At 34.3% G+C, this 21,786-nt stretch carries 20 protein-coding genes and 1 tRNA gene; 9 read left to right on the forward strand and 12 right to left on the reverse strand.

The features are described 5' to 3' along the window. Positions 1-16: 16 nt before the first annotated feature. A complete protein-coding gene (locus OXQ85_RS19010; RefSeq protein WP_267406521.1) occupies positions 17-802 on the forward strand; it encodes a DUF2490 domain-containing protein in 786 nt (261 codons plus the stop codon). A 9-nt stretch (positions 803-811) separates the two neighbouring features. Here OXQ85_RS19010 and OXQ85_RS19015 read toward each other — a convergent pair whose 3' ends face one another. Further along, positions 812-1,345, reverse strand: coding sequence for a hypothetical protein (locus OXQ85_RS19015; protein WP_267406522.1), 534 nt, complete (start codon positions 1,343-1,345; stop codon positions 812-814). Between the two features lie 364 nt (positions 1,346-1,709). Between OXQ85_RS19015 and OXQ85_RS19020 the strand changes: the two genes are divergently transcribed. Then, positions 1,710-2,033, forward strand: coding sequence for a helix-turn-helix domain-containing protein (locus tag OXQ85_RS19020; RefSeq protein WP_267406523.1), 324 nt, complete (start codon positions 1,710-1,712; stop codon positions 2,031-2,033). Between the two features lie 4 nt (positions 2,034-2,037). On the opposite strand, the gene OXQ85_RS19025 is transcribed toward OXQ85_RS19020, so the two are convergent. After that, positions 2,038-2,496 carry a VOC family protein gene (locus OXQ85_RS19025; protein WP_267406524.1) on the reverse strand — a complete coding sequence of 153 codons (459 nt, stop codon included), beginning with the start codon at positions 2,494-2,496 and terminating at the stop codon, positions 2,038-2,040. Positions 2,497-2,610: 114 nt separating this feature from the next. Here OXQ85_RS19025 and OXQ85_RS19030 point away from each other — a divergent pair, with 114 nt between their 5' ends. Together OXQ85_RS19030 and OXQ85_RS19035 are read left to right on the forward strand one after the other, a co-directional pair. Then, entirely contained in the window at positions 2,611-3,792 is a 1,182-nt protein-coding gene (locus OXQ85_RS19030) for a glycoside hydrolase family 88 protein (RefSeq protein ID WP_267406525.1), read from the forward strand. A gap of 124 nt (positions 3,793-3,916) precedes the next feature. Continuing rightward, a complete protein-coding gene (locus tag OXQ85_RS19035) occupies positions 3,917-4,909 on the forward strand; it encodes an SDR family NAD(P)-dependent oxidoreductase (RefSeq protein WP_267406527.1) in 993 nt (330 codons plus the stop codon). Between the two features lie 148 nt (positions 4,910-5,057). Here OXQ85_RS19035 and OXQ85_RS19040 read toward each other — a convergent pair whose 3' ends face one another. The 4 genes from OXQ85_RS19040 to OXQ85_RS19055 form a co-directional block, all read right to left on the reverse strand. Further along, positions 5,058-5,876 (reverse strand): 5'-nucleotidase, lipoprotein e(P4) family, encoded by an 819-nt coding sequence (locus tag OXQ85_RS19040; RefSeq protein ID WP_267406528.1) that lies wholly within the window; start codon positions 5,874-5,876, stop codon positions 5,058-5,060. Positions 5,877-6,023: 147 nt separating this feature from the next. After that, positions 6,024-7,082 carry a ketoacyl-ACP synthase III gene (locus OXQ85_RS19045; protein WP_267406529.1) on the reverse strand — a complete coding sequence of 353 codons (1,059 nt, stop codon included), beginning with the start codon at positions 7,080-7,082 and terminating at the stop codon, positions 6,024-6,026. Between the two features lie 270 nt (positions 7,083-7,352). Continuing rightward, positions 7,353-8,378, reverse strand: coding sequence for a phytase (locus OXQ85_RS19050; protein ID WP_267406530.1), 1,026 nt, complete (start codon positions 8,376-8,378; stop codon positions 7,353-7,355). Positions 8,379-8,422: 44 nt separating this feature from the next. Further along, entirely contained in the window at positions 8,423-11,233 is a 2,811-nt protein-coding gene (locus OXQ85_RS19055; protein ID WP_267406531.1) for a TonB-dependent receptor, read from the reverse strand. Positions 11,234-11,488: 255 nt separating this feature from the next. Between OXQ85_RS19055 and OXQ85_RS19060 the strand changes: the two genes are divergently transcribed. Further along, positions 11,489-13,285, forward strand: a complete 1,797-nt coding sequence (locus OXQ85_RS19060) for a hypothetical protein (protein ID WP_267406532.1) — start codon at positions 11,489-11,491, stop codon at positions 13,283-13,285. An 88-nt stretch (positions 13,286-13,373) separates the two neighbouring features. On the opposite strand, the gene OXQ85_RS19065 is transcribed toward OXQ85_RS19060, so the two are convergent. Then, the gene (locus tag OXQ85_RS19065) at positions 13,374-14,501 is read right to left on the reverse strand and encodes a DUF4236 domain-containing protein (protein ID WP_267406533.1); all 1,128 of its coding nucleotides are present in this window, start codon (positions 14,499-14,501) and stop codon (positions 13,374-13,376) included. A gap of 139 nt (positions 14,502-14,640) precedes the next feature. Here OXQ85_RS19065 and OXQ85_RS19070 point away from each other — a divergent pair, with 139 nt between their 5' ends. The 4 genes from OXQ85_RS19070 to OXQ85_RS20730 all read left to right on the forward strand — a co-directional run bounded on the left by OXQ85_RS19070 (position 14,641) and on the right by OXQ85_RS20730 (position 18,208). Continuing rightward, positions 14,641-16,500, forward strand: a complete 1,860-nt coding sequence (locus OXQ85_RS19070) for a DUF4041 domain-containing protein (protein ID WP_267406535.1) — start codon at positions 14,641-14,643, stop codon at positions 16,498-16,500. 147 nt (positions 16,501-16,647) lie between these two features. Further along, a tRNA-Ser gene (locus OXQ85_RS19075) sits at positions 16,648-16,735 on the forward strand. Between the two features lie 249 nt (positions 16,736-16,984). Next, positions 16,985-17,794, forward strand: a complete 810-nt coding sequence (locus OXQ85_RS19080) for a site-specific integrase (RefSeq protein ID WP_346659718.1) — start codon at positions 16,985-16,987, stop codon at positions 17,792-17,794. Positions 17,795-17,815: 21 nt separating this feature from the next. After that, positions 17,816-18,208, forward strand: coding sequence for a site-specific integrase (locus OXQ85_RS20730; RefSeq protein ID WP_346659719.1), 393 nt, complete (start codon positions 17,816-17,818; stop codon positions 18,206-18,208). A gap of 295 nt (positions 18,209-18,503) precedes the next feature. Here OXQ85_RS20730 and arsB read toward each other — a convergent pair whose 3' ends face one another. The 5 genes from arsB to OXQ85_RS19105 all read right to left on the reverse strand — a co-directional run bounded on the left by arsB (position 18,504) and on the right by OXQ85_RS19105 (position 21,547). Further along, positions 18,504-19,532, reverse strand: a complete 1,029-nt coding sequence (arsB, locus tag OXQ85_RS19085; RefSeq protein ID WP_267406536.1) for an ACR3 family arsenite efflux transporter — start codon at positions 19,530-19,532, stop codon at positions 18,504-18,506. 4 nt (positions 19,533-19,536) lie between these two features. Next, entirely contained in the window at positions 19,537-20,148 is a 612-nt protein-coding gene (locus tag OXQ85_RS19090) for a protein-tyrosine-phosphatase (RefSeq protein WP_267406538.1), read from the reverse strand. Between the two features lie 26 nt (positions 20,149-20,174). After that, positions 20,175-20,666, reverse strand: a complete 492-nt coding sequence (locus OXQ85_RS19095) for a GNAT family N-acetyltransferase (protein ID WP_267406539.1) — start codon at positions 20,664-20,666, stop codon at positions 20,175-20,177. 15 nt (positions 20,667-20,681) lie between these two features. Further along, positions 20,682-21,146, reverse strand: a complete 465-nt coding sequence (locus tag OXQ85_RS19100; RefSeq protein WP_267406541.1) for a DUF6428 family protein — start codon at positions 21,144-21,146, stop codon at positions 20,682-20,684. A 71-nt stretch (positions 21,147-21,217) separates the two neighbouring features. Next, entirely contained in the window at positions 21,218-21,547 is a 330-nt protein-coding gene (locus tag OXQ85_RS19105; protein WP_267406542.1) for a metalloregulator ArsR/SmtB family transcription factor, read from the reverse strand. Positions 21,548-21,786 lie beyond the last annotated feature (239 nt).

The following is a 21,786-nucleotide window of genomic DNA, read 5'->3' on the forward strand; positions in this document are numbered from 1 at the left end:
TTGCTATCTTTACGGGATGAAGAAGATTTTGGCAGGTTTATTTTTAGGAACAGTTGGGGTTGCAAACGCACAAATCAGTCCACCCGGACTTGGAGATGCAAAAACAGCATTTTGGACAGCCTTCGGTGTAAAGAAACAAATGGACTCTTTAGGAAAAAAACATTCCATGAGTTATATTGCACTCGGAAGAAAAAGCAGCCCAAATGATTATAATTTGCTTTCAAAACAGGCTATTTTTGTTTTAAACCACGAGGTTTTTCATTCTTTTGCCAAAAATCAGCAGTACAGTTATGCGCTCAGCTACAGAAGACAACCTTCTTATGCAAGCGATTCTCCTTACGAAAATGAAGGTACTGAGCAGGAATTTCGCGTATATGGAAGGTATTCTTATACTTTTAGCCTAAATGATAAGCTTAAACTTAAAAATACCGTTCGTCAGGAGTTTAGAAAATTTTTTGATGCTGATTTTCATGAAGTGGAAGAAGATTTTCAGCTGAGAACAAGACTAAAAAGCCAGCTCACCTACAATCTGTCGGAAAAAAACAGTCAGAAGCTCTCTCTTGGTGTAGAAGCTTTGTTGGCAACAAGTTTTCTGAATAGTCCTGAATCAAAATGGACTTCATTTGATTATAAAGAATTGCGCGTTACAGCTTATTATATGTTTAAAATTCCAAATTCGCCTTTCACCATGGATATTGGCTATATGGATGATTTAATTGATGGAACAGAAAGTATTAAACACGGCGGCGTGCATTATTTTGCTGCCGATCTGGTCTGGAATTTACCTTTTAAACATCAATAAAGAAATAGATTAATCGAATTTTTTGTCAAATCTGCCTTCAACAATATTGATGATTCCTTCACCTGCATAACGGTTGAGTTTTAATTCAAATGTTCCGGAAACGATTTGGTTTTCAAGATCGAGGCGGGTGATTTTAAGTTTACAATAGTATTTGGTATTATAAAAAATATCATCAAGACTTCGCGAAAAGTAAATGGTATTGTCGCTTTCCCCATTATTGGGAGTGATGGTGTATGTTTTATTTAATTCAAAATGATCTGCCTGATAACTGATGTATATACTGTTATTATCCTTAATTCCTTTTAAATAGATTTTTATATAGGTTCTGTCTTTGATTTTTTCGCAATACGTGTGGATTCCTGGCCCGTCGTTGGTGTAATTTTTTGTAGCAACCCATACTTTTCCCTCAATAATCGCTCCACCGGTTCTCGCTCCGGTTTGTGTTGCGGCAGGTAAAGTATCCGTGTCTATATTTTTATCGTAATCACGATGACAAGAAGTGAAAATTGAAAATATAACGAGTAAAAAATAGAAATTTTTCATATTAATTTCAGTTCAAATGGTTTTTATATAGTTTATTTTCCAAAAAACTTGTTTAAACTTTTTTACCACAAAAGAAACAAAAGATTTTAACACTTTAGTTATTTTAAGTTTAAGATTTAAATAAAAAAAGATCACATAAGTTTAAAAAAAATCTTTGATTTTTTCTCTTTGCAGACTTTTGAACTCCTTTAAACAAATCCAATAAGATCTTTTGCTTCTTTTGCGGTTAAATTTAAAATTAATTTAAACAAACTTATAGTTTATTTTCCAAAGATATAAAAAGAGCAAAACTTCATTTTTATTCGAAATTAAAATTTAATGAATTCTCTATTTTCCATTGAAATAATTAATTTTGAGGTAGTTTATGCGAAAAGAAAATTCTACCAATTCTATGAATGAAAAAGCACTGCAAAATTTTTGCAATGCTTCAAAAACGTTAATGATGATCAGCGGTCGCTGGAAACTTTCGATTGTATTTAAATTGATGGATCAAGACGTCAATTATTCTGAATTTAAAATTCTTTTACCTGAAATCAGTGACAGAAGCCTTTCAAAACAATTAAAAGAATTAATCGAGGATGGTTTGATTTCAAAAGAAAAAAATAAAACCTCTTCCGTTTATTCACTCACCGAAAAAGGGAAAAATTTACAATCTGTTTTATTGGCTTTATCAGATTTTCAAAAGTAAAATATTAACTAAAATTTACATTTTCCAAAAATTCAATAACTTCTCCATTCGGACTGTAGACCAAGCTGTTTTTTACGGTCACCGATTTATTTTTATTGATTAAATCTAATTGAAAAGTTCCTTTGCTAAGGTCTTTTGCGCCGCATTCTATTGCTTTTTCTCTCGCTGTTTCTGCATTTTTTACAATAAAACAGATATGAAGTAAAGCATTTTCAACATATTCTTCATTTTCCATTCGCTTTCTTCCCTGTGTTGGCATATCTGCATTTTTATCACATATTTCAAGATAATAATTGATGTTTGGATGATGAAGCATCGCGCATTTTTCAAGGCTAAATTCCGGTAACGACCAATCGTGAGCGACTGTAAATCCTAACTTTTCATAAAAAACAATTGTTTCTTCAAAATTCTGCGCTTTAATTGAAACATGGTGAAAAGCCGTAATGTTTTCTGATAATTCCATTTCTTTGATTTAATTTGTATCAAAGGTAAAAAGTGGAATCTTCTCTTGAAAGGACTTACAAAATTGTAAGTCGATCATTAAAAAATAAGTAAATTGTACAGCAATTTTTAGAAAATGATTTTACAAAAAATAGCCATTGCTGCTTTCACATGTTTAAACATTTCCTTTTTTGCCCAAAGTAAAAAAGAGATGTCTAAACTGATTCAAAATGAATTCGAATTTGCCAATCAGCAATATAAATATTTAATGAAAACGGTTCCCGCTGATCAAATGCCTCAATCTTATAAAAACGGAAAATTAATCACAAAAGATATTTCGTGGTGGTGTTCAGGCTTTTATCCGGGTTCTCTTTGGATGATTTTTGAGCAGACGAAAGATCCTGAAATAAAAAAAGAAGCCGAACAAAGATTGAAAATTATTGAATCCAATAAAACCTTTACCCGAGATCACGATTTGGGTTTTATGATGTTTTGCAGCTTCGGAAACGCGTACAGAATTACTAAAAATCCTGAATATAAAAATGTGATTCTTACTTCAGCCGAGTCCCTTTCAACAAGATTTCGTCCGAAAATGAAGGCTATTCTTTCTTGGGATAAAATGGCTGATTTCAAAGGTCCAGTGATTATTGATAATATGATGAACCTTGAAATGTTGATGTGGGCGTCTCAAAATGGAGGCTCTAAAAAGCTTAAAGAAGTGGCTGTTACCCATGCCAATACCACCATAAGAAATCATTTCCGTCCAGATTTTAGTTCGTATCATGTGATTGATTATGATGTGAATACGGGAGATGTTTTAAGCAAAAAAACATTTCAGGGATATGCGGATTCTTCAGCTTGGGCACGAGGTCAGGGTTGGGCTTTGTATGGTTATACGATGATGTATCGAATGACGAAAGATAGAAAATATTTACAGCAGGCTCAGAATATTGCTAAATTTATTTTGAATAATCCTGCGATGCCTGAAGATAAGATTCCGTATTGGGATTTTAATGATCCTAAAATTCCGGATGTTCCCAGAGATGCTTCGGCTGCAGCGATTATAGCTTCTGCTTTACTTGAACTAGGACAATACTCAAATGGAGAAGAAAAGAGTAGATATATTCTAACTGCGAAACAGATGATTGTGAATTTATCCACCGAAAAGTATCATGCGAAACTGAATGAAAACGGCGGTTTCTTATTAATGCACAGCACAGGTGGACTTCCTTTGAATTCGGAGATTGATGTCCCATTGATTTATGCAGATTATTATTTTCTGGAAGCGTTAAAAAGATATAAAGACTGGTATTTATAAAGGCTCGGGCAAATCGAAGATTTGCCCGAGTTTTATTTTAATCTAATTTATGATTTTAATGAATTCTTTTTATGGCATGATAATAGGTTGATTTTACAAACAGAATCACCAAAATTAGTATAATATGAAATCAAAAGAAGCTTTTAGAGAAAGTCTTATAGGGAAAACGGTCGTTATAACAGGAGGAACAAGTGGAGTAGGACGTGCGACTGCAGAAGCCTTCGCATTGGAAGGCTGTAATATTATCATTGCGGCGAGAGGGCAGGAAGCACTGGACGAAACTGTTGCCTTATGCAGAGACTTAGGAGTGGGTGCCAAAGGTATTCCGACGGATGTTTCGATTGCTTCCGATGTTCAGAATTTGGCCAATAAAGCATTACAATTTAACGGAAGAATAGATATTTGGGTGAACAATGCAGGCGTCATGTCAAGCGGTAAATTTGAAGAAATTCCAATGGATATTAATGAACAGGTCATTAAAACCAATCTTTTCGGATATATGCACGGAGCTTACAGCGTGTTGCCTATTTTCAAAAAACAGGAAGATGGAATCCTAATCAATAATGTTTCTATTGGCGGGTTCATGCCGGCTCCCTACAGCGCGGTTTATTCGGCTACAAAATTTGGAATCCGCGGAATGATGGAGTGTCTTCACGGCGAAATTTCAGATTTTAAGAATATTCATATTTGTAATTTATATCCTCAAATTCAACGTTCTACAGGAAATATGCATTCGGCAAAATTTTCGGGATTGGATTTTAAAATTCCCCCATTTGCAGCAGATCCGAGAGATACCGCCGCGAAAATTGTGGAGCTGGCAAAAAATCCAAGAAAAGATCTGTTTCCGGATTTTACTTCTCTGATGCTTAAAAATATATATGGTTTATTTCCAAAACCGATTATCAACACAGCATCAGCGGGAATGCGACTGATGATGAGGGTTAAAAATGCGCCGCCAGATTCAGGGAATGTACTTGAACCTTCTTCAGAACCTCATAGAATTTACGGGGAAACTATTTTACCTGTTCCGTCCAAAAATACAAAAATAGCCATGTTAGCAGGGCTTGGTTTAGGTTTGGCGTATACGTTTTTGAAAGTGAAAACTTCGAAGAAATAGAAATATGTAAGACAATAGACGGATAGAAAATAAACCTTAAAAGTTTTGCCTATAATCCATCCGTCTATCATTTCTAGTCAAATAAAATATTTTGAAATATTCTCTCCAACCACTTGGCTCTTTTTACTTTTACCTTTTTACTTTAATTTTAAGGATTAGATTTCACAGCATCATACATCATTGAATCTTTTTGCTGATCGGTATAATCGTATTTGTAATGATAAAATGAAGATTCCCAATCACCATAGCCTACATTAGGAATAATAATGAATTTCTTTCCAAACTCATTAGCTGAATTTTTTACAGCAGATGATCTTTCAACTTCCGTTTTTTTATCAAAAATATTAGAGAAATCTGCAAGATTATCGCCTAAAAATAAAACAATATTATAATTTTTAGCAATATCATTTCGCCTCGTTTCTTTACTGCTTTCTTTAGAACGTACGATCAGGTTATTTTCATTCTGAAGTGGGAAATTATATTTTTTCAGATTTTTCAAAGTTCCGGCACGTTCATTTTCTGTACGGTTGGTTACATAATATACCTGAACCCCTTTGCTTGCCGCATATTGGTAAAACTCCTGAGAACCGGTCAACGGAGTGGCGGCACCTTTTGCAGTCCATTCTTCCCAGGTTTTCTGATCGTAACCTTTCCCCATTTTTGCTCTTTCAACAGCGTAATAGGAATTATCAAGAAAAGTCTCGTCAATATCTGAAACAATGGCTAAAGGTTTATTTGATTTTTGTGCTAAAGCTTCATCCAGACGCAATTTTGCAATATTATAAGCCTGAAGACAAAGCGCTTCATATTCCGCGGCTCTTTGCTGATAGAAAGCGGCATATATTTTCCCGTCACGAGTAAGATTTTCGTAAGCCGTATGTTGAGTTGAAGTCCCTGATGCTGCTGTTTTGCACGAAGTCATTAAAGCCAGCGCACAGCTTCCGATGATAAGACTGAAATTTTTCATTGAAATAAATTAGAGAAAAACAAAGCTATGACAATTTGATTTTTGCCACAACTTTTTTCCTAATTTCGGATGATTTCAAATCTTTATCAACTGATTTACTATGAATTATAGCATGAATTTAACCTAGCCAAAATTTGACTTATTCAATTAAAATTTATAAACAATTGCATTAATATTCATTCCTGCGCCAACAGAAGCAAAAAGTACAATATCTCCTTTTTCGATCTGATGAAGGTCTAATTCATCCTTCAGAATCATCGATAACAAAGAAGGAATAGTTGCCACACTGCTGTTTCCTAATTTTTCAATAACCATCGGCATTACATTTTCGGGAACAGACCTGTCATACAGTTGGAAAAATCTTTCAACAATCGCTTCATCCATCTTTTCATTAGCCTGATGAATAATGATTTTATTCAACTGATCAATAGAATATCCACTTTTATCAAGACACTGTTTCATCGCATCCGGAACGTTTACCAAAGCAAATTCATAAATCTTTCTACCATCCATTTTAATATATCGAGTATCCTGGCATCCTTCATTATTATAGGATTTGCCGAAATATAAATAATCTTTTTCTTTGAAAGTATAAGAAGCCGAAAGGTGAGATTTTATGCCCGAATCATCATCAGTCGTTTCTAAAACAACAGCTCCTGCGCCATCAGCATAGATCATACTGTCTCTGTCGTGAATATCAACCACTCGGGAAAGTGTTTCAGCACCGATTACTAAACATTTCTTAGCAATTCCTGATCTGATGAAAGCATTTGCCTGAATTACGCCTTCAATCCAGCCCGGACAACCGAACAGAACATCATAGGCAACACAAAAATTATTTTTTATCTGAAGTAAATGTTTCACTCGCGCCGCAAGACAAGGCACGGCATCCGATTGCACAGTTCCGAATTTTACATCACCAAAATTATGAGCAAATATGATATAATCTAGCGTTTCGGGATCAATTCCTGAATCTTCAATGGCCTTTTGAGCGGCTATTAATCCCAAATCAGAAGTTACCTGATCGACACTCGCATACCTTCTTTCTTCAATTCCGGTGATTTTTTTGAGTTTTGAAGTAATGGTTGCATTATTTTCTTTTAAAGCATTCCCATCCTGACTCAGAAATAGATGGTTATCAAAAAATAAATTGGTAATCGTTTCTGAAGGGATGTAGTTTCCTACGCCGATAATCTTGCTTGTCATTTACACTTTGATATTCAGTATTTTAAATGTTAGAGGCCTGAATAAGTGCGTAAATATAATGATTAAATAGTGAAAATTAAATTTATTATTAAAAGTTAATATAATTTAATAGAGTTTAGCATAATAACTGATCTTGATTTGATTTTGATGGAAGGAAAATTAAAGTTTAATGCTGATCTGTCAATTTAGATTGTTTCAAAATAAAAACCATTGCAAATCAATAAGATTACAATGGTTTTCACAATTTGTTAGTATGAATTTTATTTTAAACTACTTCATATATGCTTTAATTTTTTCTTCCACATTTCTCCAGTCATAGATATGAAAAACGCGACCGTTGCTCATCGCTACAAAAATACCTTTCGGATATTTGGAGCCTAAATTCACATTCGTAACTTCTGAACCATCACTTTCCTTTGTAGAAACAGGAATTTCGGCGATCATTCCTTTCGACGGATTTTCTCTTAAATAAACATTAAAAGTATCTTTCTGCTGATTGGAAACTAAAATATAACCCGTATTCGACGAAGTAGGATAAATGGAAATTCCTTCCACATCAGATTTAAAATCTCCTTTTCCGAAAACGGCTAATTCTTCATTTCCTTTTGCCGGGTCCGCGTAATATTGGTGAACACCAAACTTTTCATCAGAATAATAAATATAACCCATTTCATCATCAACCGCGATACTTTCAATCTCTTTCAAGCCGCTGTATTTTCCGAACTTTCTTACAACTTCACCGGTTATTTTTCCGTCTTTTTCAACTAATTTATATTGCCAAAGATAGCCGTCACTTGGTCCTGATTTTCTTCCGGCAATCACAAAAATTTCTTCAGTCTGAGGATTTTTATAGATTGAAATTCCCATCGGTCCACGTTCAGTTTCGCCGTCAAAAACAGAGAATTCTCCCACTTGTTTTAAATCAGGAAGAGCATATAATTTCACTTTATTGGTCTCTCTTTCGGTAACGGCAGCAAAATCGATTTTTTTTCCGTTTAAAGTAAATCCGTATTCAAGATCTACATTGTTGGGACGTTTTAATCCTACAACTTTATTAATGATCTTCCCGTCCAGATCAAAAGCGTACAAGCCACCGTCGGTATCTTTGTCTGTACCAATGATGATACTTTTTGATGCATCCTGAGGATTGATCCAAATTGCGGGATCATCCGTATCGTGAACCACTGTTTCTGTGATCGCACTTGGTTTTAATTTTTTTCCTAACTGGCTTTGTCCGATACAGCTGAGTACAAACGGTAAAACGGATAGCGCGATAATATAATTGACTCTTTTCATTTAAATTTTTCTAATTGCAGATGACAAAGGATGGTATTTTTTAATTAAAAATCAAATTTCACACCCATAGTAAATCTTGGTCTGTAATATTCAGCCTGTGCAGTTCTGCTTTGGATTCCCTGATAATATCTTAACGGCTGATTGGTTAAATTATTCGCTTCAGCAAAAACTCTCAACTGACTTGTAATTTTGTATGAAGCATTGGCATCAAGGAAAATCTGTTTGTCATAATAACGGTCTTCAAAAGCATTTCCACCCAATTCATCGATATAATGAGACGCATAATTCATGGAAACTCTTGCTGAAAAACGCTTGTTTTCCCACGAAAGCGACCCGTTGAACATATGTGGCGCAGCGCCCGGCAGTCCAACATCTGTTCTTTCATCACCGTCTTCATTAGTAATTCCTTTGGCTTTAGATTTTGTATAAGTATAGTTTATATACACTCCCAAACCTTTCCAAAACGCTCCAGGAATAAAGTCTAGCTGTCTTTGCAATGCCACTTCAAAACCATAGATATCTACATTATCTCCATTTCTCTGTTGGGTAAATCTCCAGTTGTTTTGTCCAGCCGGAATAGGATTGGATTGCCCTGCAAAATCATTCGCAAAATCGTTTGCAGAATAGTTTCTTTTAGTATAAGTATAAATAAAATTGTTTAGGTTTTTATAGAAAAGACCTCCCGAAAGAATTCCGACTGATTTGAAATATTTCTCCGCCATAAAATCCAAATTGTAAGCGTAAGTAGCTTTCAGATTCGGGTTTCCGGCTGCGATGGTTTCATCACCTGAAATTACATTTAAATAAGGAACCAGCGAATAATAGTTAGGTCGTGCCAGAGCCGTTGTGAAAGCGGCACGAAGCACTAAGTCCTGCATCGGAACATATTTGAAAGACAAGTTAGGAAGCACGTTGGTATACGTATTCATATTGGAAATTTTTCCAACTAAATCTTCTTCATCCATCACATAATTTCCTGTATAATCAATTTTTGTGGTTTCAACACGGGCTCCAATAATCATGGATAATTTATCGTTAAAATCCTGATCCCATCGGATATACCCTGCGTAAATATTCTCTTTTGCGCTGTAATTGCTGGAAAGAAATTCTTCAGGTCTCAATTCTCCGTTGAATAAATTAGGATTAAATAAATCCAAACCTCCCATATAAGAAGGGTTTACAAAAGTTCCCGGAACATAGTTTCCTGCCTGAAAATTGTTTCCGTTTAAATTAACAGTTGGAACAGAAAGTAAGCTTCCCATATCATTAATAGCCTCAAAAGCATAATAATCATTTACTCTTTCTTTTTCCTTTAAACGAAGTCGTCCTCCCACACGAATTCTACCTTTCTGATCCTGAATTACAGAAAACGGAAAACGTAAATTCACTTTAGCTCCAAATTCTTTTTCCTGAGTGAAATCGTTTGCATCAGAAAGATCACTTAATGAATAATTTCCAAGATTTTCGGCACCAATTGTTGAGATCATCGGTCTGTAAGAATCACTGAAATCGGTGTTGAATTTCAATCCATCACTTTCAAATTCAATATAACGCTGATGCGGTTTTTTCTCGCTTGCCATGGCGTAGTTCATCGACCAGTCCAAATCTATTTTTGAACCTAAAACGTGCTCTCCGCGCAATGCGTAATTCTGAACTTTCTGTCTTTCGAGACGAGAATTGTCATTATTGAAATCTCCGCCTTTATTCTGTCTTGTCATGCTTCCTTTCCAACCTGTGATCTCCGTTTCGTCGTCGTTGTAAGTAGGCTTAATTTTATAACCTAAAGCATAACGGTTTTCTCTGTCGGTTCTGAAATTATACATCGCCGAAGCATAGATCTTGTTTTTAGAATTGAATTCATAATCAAGATTAAGATCAAAACTATGTCGGATACGCTGAACATCATAATAACGGATCCCCATTTTGCTCACATAAGCCGTTTGTGCAGCATCATTGGCAAGGCTCCAGGTAGGTTCAATATTATCAGATCCAAAATTGTTGTTGTTATAAGAAAAACTGAAAACTGCACCCAATTTTTTGTTTAAAAAACGGTCACCATACACCAATCCAGCAGTATAATTTCCTTTTTCACGAATGGGGTTGTAACCTCCAGCTAAAGTTGCAGAAATTCTTCGACCGTTCGGAGAAGCTCTTGTAATAAGGTTTACAGAACCTCCGATCGCATCGGCATCCATATCGGGAGTTAAGGTTTTATTCACTTCAATGGTAGAAATCATATCAGAAGGGATCAAATCCATCTGAACATTTCTGTTGTCCCCTTCAGCAGACGGAATTCTGTCGCCGTTCAGCGTTACAGAATTTAAATTAGGCGCCAAACCTCTGATAATTAAATTTCTCGCTTCGCCTTGATCGTTCTGGATGGTAATTCCCGGAACACGCTTCAAAGCATCACCGATATTGGCATCCGGAAAACGGCCGACTTGGTCAGAAGAAATCACATTCGTGATATTGGCGTTGTTTTTCTGTTTGTTTAAAGCTCTTGCCTGGTTTTTCAGCGTTCCGCCGCTTACCACAACTTCCTGAATGGTTGTCTCTTTTTTAGCAAAAACAATATTCTGTTTTGTATTTTTATCAGATTCTACAGTTACGTTGTATTCATGCGCTCCGTAGCCTAAATAATCTACTTTCATGGTATAAGTTCCGGCCGGCACATTCAGGAAAATAAAATTTCCGTGTTCGTCTGATGTGGTGTAAATATTCCCCGGTGTCAGGGCAATTTTGGCTCCGGGCAATGCGATTTTAGAATCATCATTAATATTCCCTGAAACTGTACCACTCTGTGCATAAAAATAAATAGAAGCACACAATAAAACAGAAGTTAAAATTTTCTTCACTTTTCTTTCTTTAGATTTAAATTCTGGCAAAATTAAACGGTAGTTTAGAAAATCCTTTGAATATAAGATTAAGGTTGTTTTAACGAATTGTTAATAGAATTAATGGTTTTGAAAGATTTTGCGGATGATTTTTTACCTGATTTGTATAAATATTTTTATTATTTAATACATAATTGATTTAAATCCAATACTTTTGCAGTAGTGAATTAGTTGATGGGAATTTAGAGGTAAATAATTGATTTAATTAATATAAAAATGATCAAAAAACCTTTGCACAATTTCCATATTCCCGTAATGGGATTAGCGTATACGATAGATAGTCCTATTCGTGTGGCACAATACGGAATATCTTCCGTAGTTTCTATAATTGATGATGAGATTATAGAAAAAATGAAAAATTTTTACAGTAAGAAGTTTAATCTGAATTACTTAAGTATTTCAACAAAGATAGACGACTACCGCGCCAAGAGAATCACAGATTATCTTGATATGGTAGATGATATCGTGAATGAAAAATTTGAGACATTTAAAGAAGAGATTTCCAAAAACAGAACGGCTCTGAAAAGCTTCATGGAAATGCTTCCCAATACTTCAGAGCTGAAAGACGGTTTGCAGAATTTTCTGAACCGGAACGAACTGGCTTCTACCATTAAAAATTTCATCGAAACCCATCTTTCTCCGGGAAGTATTGATGTTAATATCATGACGAAAGTGGACAAGGACAATTTTAAAGATAAACAGCAATTGCCTGTAATCTATAATGATGCCCATGCTTCTTTACGCGGTTTTGCGAACAGTAAATTATCTTCTTCCATGGTACTTTCTGCAGGAATGAATCCTCGATTATACAGTTATATCGAAGAATTTGATGATTTTTTTCCGAATGAAAATGGTCAGCTGAAAAAGAAAATTATTCTTAAAGTCAGTGATTTTCGTTCTGCGATGATTCAGGGAAATTTTTTAGCCAAAAAAGGACTCTGGGTTTCAGAATACAGAATTGAATCGGGGTTAAATTGTGGCGGGCATGCTTTTGCGACAGAAGGTCTGCTTTTAGGACCGATTATGGAAGAGTTTAAGCAAAAGAAAAATGAACTTATCGATTCAGCACACCAATTGATGATAAAAGCTTTAGAACAAAAAGGAAAATTTACTATTTCTGAGCCGTTGGAAATGAAAATTACCGTTCAGGGCGGCGTAGGGACATCGGAAGAACATGATTTTCTTTTGCAAAATTATAACGTTGACAGTATCGGTTGGGGTTCCCCATTTTTACTGGTTCCGGAAGCGACTTCGGTGGATTCTGAAACGCGAAATTTGCTTTTACAATCTAAAGAAAAAGATTTTTATCTGAGTAATCTTTCACCGCTGGGTGTTCCTTTTAATACCGTTAAAGGTACATCCAATGAAATCATAAGAAAGAAAAAAGAAAAGAAAAACCGTTACGGAAGTTCTTGCCCGAAAAAATTACTGGCACTGAGTAAAGAATATTCTTCGGAAGGAATTTGCACCGCTTCTAAAAAGTTTCAGGATATTAAATTTACTGAATTGGAAACGGAAAAACAGCAGCTGAATGAGATTGAATATCAAAACAGAAAAGAAAATATAGCTGAAAAAGCCTGTCTGTGTGTAGGTTTGGTCAATTCTGCCTATATTGAAAATAATCTTGAAATAAAAGGTGAAAAACAGGGCGTCGTGATTTGTCCGGGACCTAATCTTGCTTTTTTTGATCAGGAAGTTTCGCTTTCCAAAATGGTTCAGCATATTTACGGAAATGATGATATTTTAGGGGATAAAAATCGTCCGAATATGTTTATCAATGAGCTTAAAATGTATGTTGAACATTTGAAGAAAGAACTCTATGACTTCATCGGAAATATTACCAATGCCCAAATAAAAAAATGGAGTTCTTTTAAACAAAATCTTTTGCTTGGCGTAGAATATTATGAAAATTTGTTTAAAGAATCCGGATTTTTCAGGACGGATATTTATTTAATGAATCAGCTTTCGGAATATAGATTGAAGATTTTGGAAGTTGAGATTCCTGAAATTTAGATATAATAAAAAACCTTCAAGTGATTTTGAAGGTTTTTGTTTTATTTGGTCTATTATGCAGTGTTTTTAATATGAGTAGTGAATTTCATTAATATATTTTACTCTTAAATTCTGCCTGATAATCTCTGAAAGCTTTTCCAAATGCTTCTGTGAATTCTAAATTACTGAATTGATATTCTTCATTAAGTCCGGTTCTGGTTTTCAATTGAATTGTTCCATAACGAACTACGGGTATCTGAAAATTATTTTTGAATCTTTTATCTCGTGTTCCGTTTCTATTTACTTTTGCCCAAGTTCGATCAATGATTTTTGAATCGGAGGGAACGGCTGATGTTTCTGTAAAACGTACATTTGATTGAAAAAGATGAAGTTCATCAATACCAATAATAGCAAAATTAGAATCACTTGTATACATTACAACAAATGTCGGATAAAAATATAAATCTGCACCATTCGCATTTTTAAAGTACAAAGCTTGATATTCTGATTTGATAAAGGGAAGAGATTTTACCGAAAAATTAACATCAATTCTTTTTACTAAAGTATTTGCCGATGAGCGTGTTACCACTCGATCTTGATAATGAGCGCTGGTAATATCCCAAATTTTTCGACTTGTTGAGAGTCTGGCGAAAGCCTGATATAATTGATCAAATTTTCTTTTAATATCAAGATCAAAATCAATTTCAAGATTAACAATACTATTCTCAATTTGATTTTTTGTTTTAATAATTGCCTCTCGTTGTGCTTTAATGTCGATATTTAGGTTGTTGGGAATTTTCTTGTTAATAAAACCATATAAAAAAATATAACTTATTGTTTTCTTTGTTTTTGTGAATGTTAAGGTTCTTTCAATTTTCGATAAATCCTTTCTAAGTTCATGTTTTTGATTTTGAGCCATAATTATAGATTCTTTAATACCTTGCATATTTTGGCTCGTTATTTCATGTACTTCTGCGCTGAAAATATTATCACTAAAATAAGGTTCTGGGTTGAAATTATTCTGTGGTCGTGAAGTATTTCCATTTGATCTTCTTCGCGAATTCGAAATATTGTAAGAGTTTGAAAATCCCATAATACTTGTATTAACTCTTGCTCCAGAAGAACTGAAATTTACACTTGCACCACGAACACCAATAGTTGTGGAAATTCCTCTTTTGCTGATATTCAAATGAACTCCGGGAATTATTTTGATTCTTTTTCTATAGCTCCAGCCCATGATGATTATTTTTTGTTTTTATAATGACAAAATTATTGGAGTTGGGGTACAACTCATTACGGTTTCACGTAAAGAATAGAAATGATTTTTAACTAATATTGCTCATCAATTTAAAGTTTAAAACTATTTAGATTATACCATGGAAATATTACTCATTATTATTTTAATTGGCGTTGTTTTCTTTTTTGTTGCCAAATCAAATAAATTAAAGAAAGAATTGCTGCAAAAAGATGCTCAAATCACCAGTTTGAATGTTGAGATCGGACAACTCAGAACCGAAATTTTTAGATTTGAATCAGATACGAGATCGTTGAATGATAAAAATAAAAGTTTGAAAACGGAAGTAGTGAATCTTCAGGTTGAAAGAAGAAATTTAGATGCTAAAATTAGACAGATTCAAACGACTAATGATACTTTAGAATCTGATAAAAAATTACTTCATGAAAAAAATCAAAGTCTAAAAACAGAAGTGACAAATCTTAAAATTGAAAGAAGAGATTTGGATATTAAGATTTTAAAAGTTCAGACTAATAATGACGCTTTAAAGAAATATCAGGATATCATTGATGTAAAAGTGGAGTGTGAATATCTTTTGCAGAAAGCAGAAAAAGACAGTCGAAAATTAATTGAAAGAACACAGCAGGATCTTATTGATGCTCAAAATGAAGCGAAAGAATCCCGAAGAGCAACCAAAGAATACAATGAAAAGAAGAACCGTGAAATCGCTTTGTTGTTTGAAAATGCAGTAAACGAAGCAAAACGTATTGTTGAAACCGCAGAGTTAAAAGCTGAATCTATTGGTGGCGATGCCTATCGAAGTTTGAGAGAAGCCGATCAGATTGAAAATAGAATTCAGGCCATGAAAAATGTAATCAAAGGATATGGAAATGAATATTTGGTTCCAACATATACTTTATTGGATGATTTAGCCCGTGATTACAGTCATAAAGAAGCGGGTGAAACATTGAAAAAACTTCGCGAAAATAATAAAAAGATGATCATTTCCCGACAGGCCGGAATCTGTGAATATATGGATGAGGAAAGAAGAAATACCGCCATCGATTTTGTGATTGATGCTTACAACGGAAAAGTAGATTCAATTATGGCATCGGTGAAAAAGGATAATTTCGGAATTTTAAAACAGAAAATAAATGATGCTTTTGAATTGGTGAATTTTAACGGATTAGCATTTAGAAAAGCAAGAATTTCCGAGGTTTATCATCACGCAAGATTGGAAGAACTAAAGTGGGCATGTATTATTCAGGAATTAAAATCTCAGGAACAGGAAGAACAACGACAGATCCGTGAGCAGATTCGCGAAGAAGAGAGAGCCCGTAGAGATTACGAAAAGGCAATGAAAGAAGCCGAAAAAGAGGAGCTAACGTTGAAAAAACTGATTGAAAAAGCAGAATCACAAGTCGCCAAGGCAAATGAAGAACAGAAATTGCTTTTCCAGCAAAAACTTGATGAATTGCAGCAGAAATTAGAAGTGGCAGAAGAGAAAAATCAAAGGGCGATTTCTATGGCACAGCAAACCCGAACGGGAAATGTGTATATTATTTCGAATATTGGCTCTTTTGGCGAAGATGTGTATAAAATTGGGATGACGAGAAGGCTGGAACCGATGGATCGTGTTCGTGAATTGGGTGATGCGAGTGTGCCTTTTGAGTTTGATGTTCATGCGATGATCTATTCCGAAGATGCTCCGGCACTGGAAAAACAGCTGCACCGAAAGTTTCTTAAAAGTCAGTTGAATAAAATTAATCCAAGAAAAGAATTCTTCAGATTAAGCATCAGTGATATTAAAAATTATGTTGAATCCATCGGAGTAGCGTGTAAATGGACGTTAGCTGCGGAAGCAAAACAATTCCGTGAAACAAAAAAATTGGAAGATGAGATGAAAAATAACCGCCAGCTAGAAGCCGACTGGGAGCATTATCAGGAAGAAATTGATCCTGTAACGTATGAAGAAGCGGAAGTTGAGGAAATGGAAATATGATTTTAAAAAAAATAGATCAATTTTATTCTATTGAATTTTAGAATTATACCGATTTTCCTTAATGTTTATCAAAAAAATATTTGGTCGGTATTAAAAATGTTTCTATATTTGCACCACTGAAAACAACGATATAATCGGAGTTTCAAAGGAGAGTTGGCAGAGTGGTCGATTGCGGCAGTCTTGAAAACTGTTGACTGTAACAGGTCCGGGGGTTCGAATCCCTCACTCTCCGCCAGGTTAGAAACCAAAATAAGCTAAAACGCTGTAAACATCAATGTTTACAGCGTTTTTTGTTTGAGCACAGTATAAAAAAAATAAAATAGGTCACTATTTATATGTCCTATTTCGTGTCCCATTCAAAAAAACACAAAAATGGGTCACGAAAAATCAGGGAAAGCCCTACCAATAGGGAGTCTAACGATTGAACATCTTGCAAAAAGTGGTAACAAAAAGTAAATTATTAAACAATTAAAGTTATCACACAATGAACAAAACATTCAACCTGTTATTCTTTATAAAAAAGAATAAAATCAGAACAAACGGAACTGCTCCTATCTACTTAAGAATTACGATAGACGGCAAGGCTGCAGAGATTGCAGCTAAAAGGTATATCGATCCAAAGAAATGGGATAATAAATCACAGAAAGCCGTAGGTAATAGTCAAGAAGCCAAAACACTGAACTCTTACCTTAAAACTTTGGAACAGCAAGTTTACGATTTCCATTACTTGATGCTCAAAGAAGAAGACTTCGTAACAGCAGAGAGTTTAAAATCTAAACTACTTGGAACTGATGTTACCACAAGAATGCTCATTCCTATTTTTCAGGATCACAATGATAAAGTTGAAGCATTAATAGGTCAGGATTTTGCTCCAGGTACATTGGAACGATACAAAACTTCCTTGAAACACACGCAGGAATTTCTAAATTGGAAATATAAAATTTCAGACATTGATATTACAAAGATCGATCACGCTTTTATTATGGATTACGATTTCTGGCTTCGTAGTGAGCGAAAATGCGCTAATAATACTGCAATAAAATATATCAAGAATTTCAAAAAGATTATGCGGCTATGTATGGCAAACGGTTGGCTATCAAAAGATCCTTTTCTGGGCTACAAAGCAAAACTTAAAGTCGTGGAACGTCCTTATCTCACAAAAGAGGAAATTCAAGCGATTTATGACAAAGAATTTGCATCAGAGAGATTGAGTCAAGTACGTGATATTTTCCTTTTTAGTTGTTATACTGGCTTTGCTTATGTTGATGTGAAGAAATTATCTAAATCTCATTAATTTTGGAATAGATGGCGACAAATGGATATTTACAAATCGCCAGAAAACAAATACTCAACAAGAGTTCCATTATTACCGCTAGCACAAGAACTGATTTTAAAATATGAAGAACATCCTGAATGTGTAAATTTAAATGTCTTGTTTCCTGTTCTTAGTAATCAGAAAATGAACTCCTATCTCAAAGAAATTGCCAATATTTGTGGAATTAACAAAGAATTGACATTTCACATTGCAAGGCACACTTTTGGGACGACAGTTACATTGTCTAATGGCGTTCCGATAGAGAGTGTAAGCAAAATGTTAGGTCATACGAACATAAAAACTACTCAATATTATGCTAAGATTTTAGATAAGAAGGTGAGTGATGATATGTCGATTCTAAAAAGCAAACTTGGAGAGAAATGTGACAACTAATGTAAGATTTCATAATTATGATAATTACAATCCCATCTCATAATCAAGATGGGATTATCTTTTAATATTTTATCAAATTGGATTTTTATAGTCCTGCCAAGGGACGTTGACGTATGTCTATACAAACACTTTTGTAGATGATTTAATTCGTTTGAGCCAAATTAAACAAGAATTGTCTACCGTCAATTTACCATTCAATTTCTGATAGTTATTTTTTTTTGCAATATAATTTTTAACATTCTAAACAAATGAAGTTGGTATAGCTTGGCTTTTGTCTACTTCGATTGTCTTAATATTAGTAGTATTTTTTCTTTAGCCACAAACTGGCTTTTACCAATAAGATAAGCACAGGAACTTCCACCAACGGTCCGATAACACCTACGAAAGCTTGTGGAGAGTGAATGCCAAAAACTGCTATTGCTACTGCTATCGCCAATTCGAAATTATTGCCAGTAGCAGTAAATGCGATTGAGGCATTTTTATCATAGGGTATGTTTAAAGATTTGTTGATAAAGAAGCTGACAAAAAACATTAGTACAAAATAAATAACCAACGGTATGGCAACTTTTATCACATCCATTGGCAGTTCTAATATTTTATCTCCTTTCAAACTAAACATAGTTACTATAGTAAATAGTAAAGGATACAATGTAACTGGTGATATTCTTGGAATAAACTTTCTGTTATACCATTCTATACCTTTCGATTTAATAAGAAAGTAACGACTTAGGAAACCTGCCAGAAATGGAATACCTAAATAAATCAACACACTTTCTGTAACATCTTTCATTGATACAGTTACATTGAAGTTGGCTAAACTTAATTTGCTTGGCAATATATTGATGAAAAGCCAAACTAAAAAACTGTAAGAAACAACTTGGAAAATACTGTTCAATGCAACCAACATAGCGGTATATTCTCTGTTTGCTTTTGCTAAATCACTCCAAACAATGACCATTGCAATACATCTCGCCAAGCCTATCAGTATCAATCCTGTCATATAATCGGGTTCATTTCGTAAGAACAAAACAGCTAATCCAAACATCAGCATCGTACCAACAAACCAATTGAGAAATAACCAAAGACCTATTACTTTTTTATCTTTGAAAGCTTGAGGTAATAATGAGTAATCAACTTTTGCCAAAGGAGGGTACATCATCAAAATCAAACCTATTGCCAATGGAATATTTGTCGTTCCTACTGACATTGCATTTGTGATTTGTGAAATTGCAGGAAAGAAATATCCTAAGCCTATACCTGTTGCCATTGCAAGGAATATCCATAAGGTAAGATAGCGGTCAATAAATTTTAGTTTTGGTTGCATAAAACTACTTTTTAATCTTAGAGAAAACGTAGAACATTTCAGAAGCTATCTGCAAACTTCTGTCTGCATATACTTGTGACTGCTGTGATGTATTATCAGAGATTTTAGGGTCTTCAAATGTGATAGGGATTCTTTTCTCTGCTCCAGCGATTAAAGGGCAGCCTCCGTCTGCTTGAGAACAGGTCATAATTGCAACAAACCCAGCTGTTGGATTGAACACGCTATCATACTTTTTTGAAAATCCAATTACAGGTAACGAATCATCGTTGTACTTAATAGAATATACAGGGTTATTTCCATGTGCAATTTTGAAGATATTAAAGCCTTGATTAATCAGCGTCTCAGCCACTTTTGGAAATAATGCTGTTTCTTCTGTACCTCCCGAATAACAATGTACGTTTGGAATATTAAAATAGGCAGCTCCAGCTTGCGCCCAGATTTGTGATAGATGGCTTCTACGCGAGTTATGTGTACAAATGAAATTGATATTAATATCTTTTCCTTCATCCATTTTTTGCTGTACAAAATCAATTAATGGTTGCAATGTGATTTTTCTTTCCTCGCTGATGTTTTGATAATGCAATTGTTCAATAGTATTTGTTAATTCTGAATACATAATTGTTGTTTAAGTTTTATTGATTATTAATCTATTCCGATATTTTTGCTTCTACGTTCCATAAGGACGTTATTCTTCCAAACCCCATTTTTCTTACCTATCTTCTCTCGATAACCAACTAATCGGAATCCGCATTTCTTGTGCAACTTGATACTGTTTTCATTTTCGGCGAATATACCAGACTGCAATGTCCAAATGCCGTTTTCTTCGCTCTGTTGAATTAATTCAGCCAAAAGAGTTTTCCCAACTCCTTTACCTCGCTCGTCTTGCGCAATATAAATGCTTACCTCTGCAACACCAGCATAAACGCATCTGCTTGAAACCGGTGTCAAAGATGCCCAGCCAATTATCTTGCCATTTTCATAAATGCCGATTCTACAAAAATCGAGATGTCCTTTATCCCATTCCTCCCATTGTGCGGAATCGTTCTGAAAAGTGGCTATGTTGGTCGACAAGCCTTGATTGTAGATTTCTATTACTTCCGAAAAGTTGTCATTGGTTATAGGTTTGATTTCCATAATGCAGTCTTTTTTTTAGCAACAACCTGACTTGGGAGTACAGCACGAAGTATTCAAATCAGATGGTTCTACAGTTTGATTTTCTGCTGGAATTCCGCAAGCTTCATTTGCCAGACAAGCAGTTTGTTTATTTTTCAGTACAAAATTATTTCCGTTAAAATCCAAATCATATTTGCCAATGGTTTCGCTTTGATATTCAACTTCTATATCTGAATCTTCGATTCCCAGTTTGTCTTCGCACAGAGAGATGATGTCTAAGAGTTTGGTAGGTTTCAATCTATGTTCAAAGTCGTTCGCATCCCACAATTGGAAATTGACAACCTTTTCATTTCTTGTATTGCCACCGCAGTCTATAAAATTCTTTGTGATAACCCCTATTTCTGTAACGTGGAAATGCTCAGGGACAAATTTTCCATTCTCTAACTGAAATTCGACATTGTTCAGTGTAGGTAAGATTGTTTTGATTAGTGATAGTTTCATAATAATTAATATTGATATTGTATTATTTGTATATTGCAATATGACGATAATAAAAAGCATAAAAAAAGTTGTTAGCAACATTGCCCAACTTTTACATCTTGTTCAAAGAATTGATTGAACAATCCTTGAACCTCTTTCCATTTTTTATCTTCGATACAATAGCAAACAGATTTTCCCTCGATAGTCCCTTGAATAATCCCGATACTTTTCAATTCTTTCAAATGTTGAGAGATCGTTGCCTGTGCCAGTCCAAGTTCATCCACTAAGTCATTACAGATACAAGCTTTCTGATTAATGATGTATTGGAGGATTGCAATTCTTGCAGGATGTGCCAAAACTTTAAAGAGAGAGGCCAGGTTATTTTGCTCATCTGTAAATATTTCTGTTTTAGTAAGTCCCATATATGATATTTTTATATTGCAATATTACGATATAAATTTTAAATAACCATATTTAATGTTTACTTTAATATTTGAAAAACTAAATTTACTAAAACATTAAAAAAGATTAATCTAGATTATTCTGGTATAAAAAATGGCTTATATTACATCCATTTGGGCGTTTGTGACCTTAACAAGACTCTATTAAAACCATTTATTAGAAGATATAAAATAATATTTTGGAAGTATTAACTAACATT

Source organism: Chryseobacterium sp. GM_Chr_2 (assembly GCF_026540445.1).
In the GTDB taxonomy this organism is placed as follows: Bacteria; Bacteroidota; Bacteroidia; order Flavobacteriales; family Weeksellaceae; genus Chryseobacterium.

Coding starts and splice junctions, on each gene's coding strand:
- OXQ85_RS19010 (WP_267406521.1), top strand. CDS start 17: ATGAAGAAGATTTTGGCAGGTTTATTTTTAGGAACAGTTGGGGTTGCA.
- OXQ85_RS19015 (WP_267406522.1), bottom strand. CDS start 1,345: ATGAAAAATTTCTATTTTTTACTCGTTATATTTTCAATTTTCACTTCT.
- OXQ85_RS19020 (WP_267406523.1), top strand. CDS start 1,710: ATGCGAAAAGAAAATTCTACCAATTCTATGAATGAAAAAGCACTGCAA.
- OXQ85_RS19025 (WP_267406524.1), bottom strand. CDS start 2,496: ATGGAATTATCAGAAAACATTACGGCTTTTCACCATGTTTCAATTAAA.
- OXQ85_RS19030 (WP_267406525.1), top strand. CDS start 2,611: ATGATTTTACAAAAAATAGCCATTGCTGCTTTCACATGTTTAAACATT.
- OXQ85_RS19035 (WP_267406527.1), top strand. CDS start 3,917: ATGAAATCAAAAGAAGCTTTTAGAGAAAGTCTTATAGGGAAAACGGTC.
- OXQ85_RS19040 (WP_267406528.1), bottom strand. CDS start 5,876: ATGAAAAATTTCAGTCTTATCATCGGAAGCTGTGCGCTGGCTTTAATG.
- OXQ85_RS19045 (WP_267406529.1), bottom strand. CDS start 7,082: ATGACAAGCAAGATTATCGGCGTAGGAAACTACATCCCTTCAGAAACG.
- OXQ85_RS19050 (WP_267406530.1), bottom strand. CDS start 8,378: ATGAAAAGAGTCAATTATATTATCGCGCTATCCGTTTTACCGTTTGTA.
- OXQ85_RS19060 (WP_267406532.1), top strand. CDS start 11,489: ATGATCAAAAAACCTTTGCACAATTTCCATATTCCCGTAATGGGATTA.
- OXQ85_RS19065 (WP_267406533.1), bottom strand. CDS start 14,501: ATGGGCTGGAGCTATAGAAAAAGAATCAAAATAATTCCCGGAGTTCAT.
- OXQ85_RS19070 (WP_267406535.1), top strand. CDS start 14,641: ATGGAAATATTACTCATTATTATTTTAATTGGCGTTGTTTTCTTTTTT.
- OXQ85_RS19080 (WP_346659718.1), top strand. CDS start 16,985: ATGAACAAAACATTCAACCTGTTATTCTTTATAAAAAAGAATAAAATC.
- OXQ85_RS20730 (WP_346659719.1), top strand. CDS start 17,816: ATGGATATTTACAAATCGCCAGAAAACAAATACTCAACAAGAGTTCCA.
- arsB (WP_267406536.1), bottom strand. CDS start 19,532: ATGCAACCAAAACTAAAATTTATTGACCGCTATCTTACCTTATGGATA.
- OXQ85_RS19090 (WP_267406538.1), bottom strand. CDS start 20,148: ATGTATTCAGAATTAACAAATACTATTGAACAATTGCATTATCAAAAC.
- OXQ85_RS19095 (WP_267406539.1), bottom strand. CDS start 20,666: ATGGAAATCAAACCTATAACCAATGACAACTTTTCGGAAGTAATAGAA.
- OXQ85_RS19100 (WP_267406541.1), bottom strand. CDS start 21,146: ATGAAACTATCACTAATCAAAACAATCTTACCTACACTGAACAATGTC.
- OXQ85_RS19105 (WP_267406542.1), bottom strand. CDS start 21,547: ATGGGACTTACTAAAACAGAAATATTTACAGATGAGCAAAATAACCTG.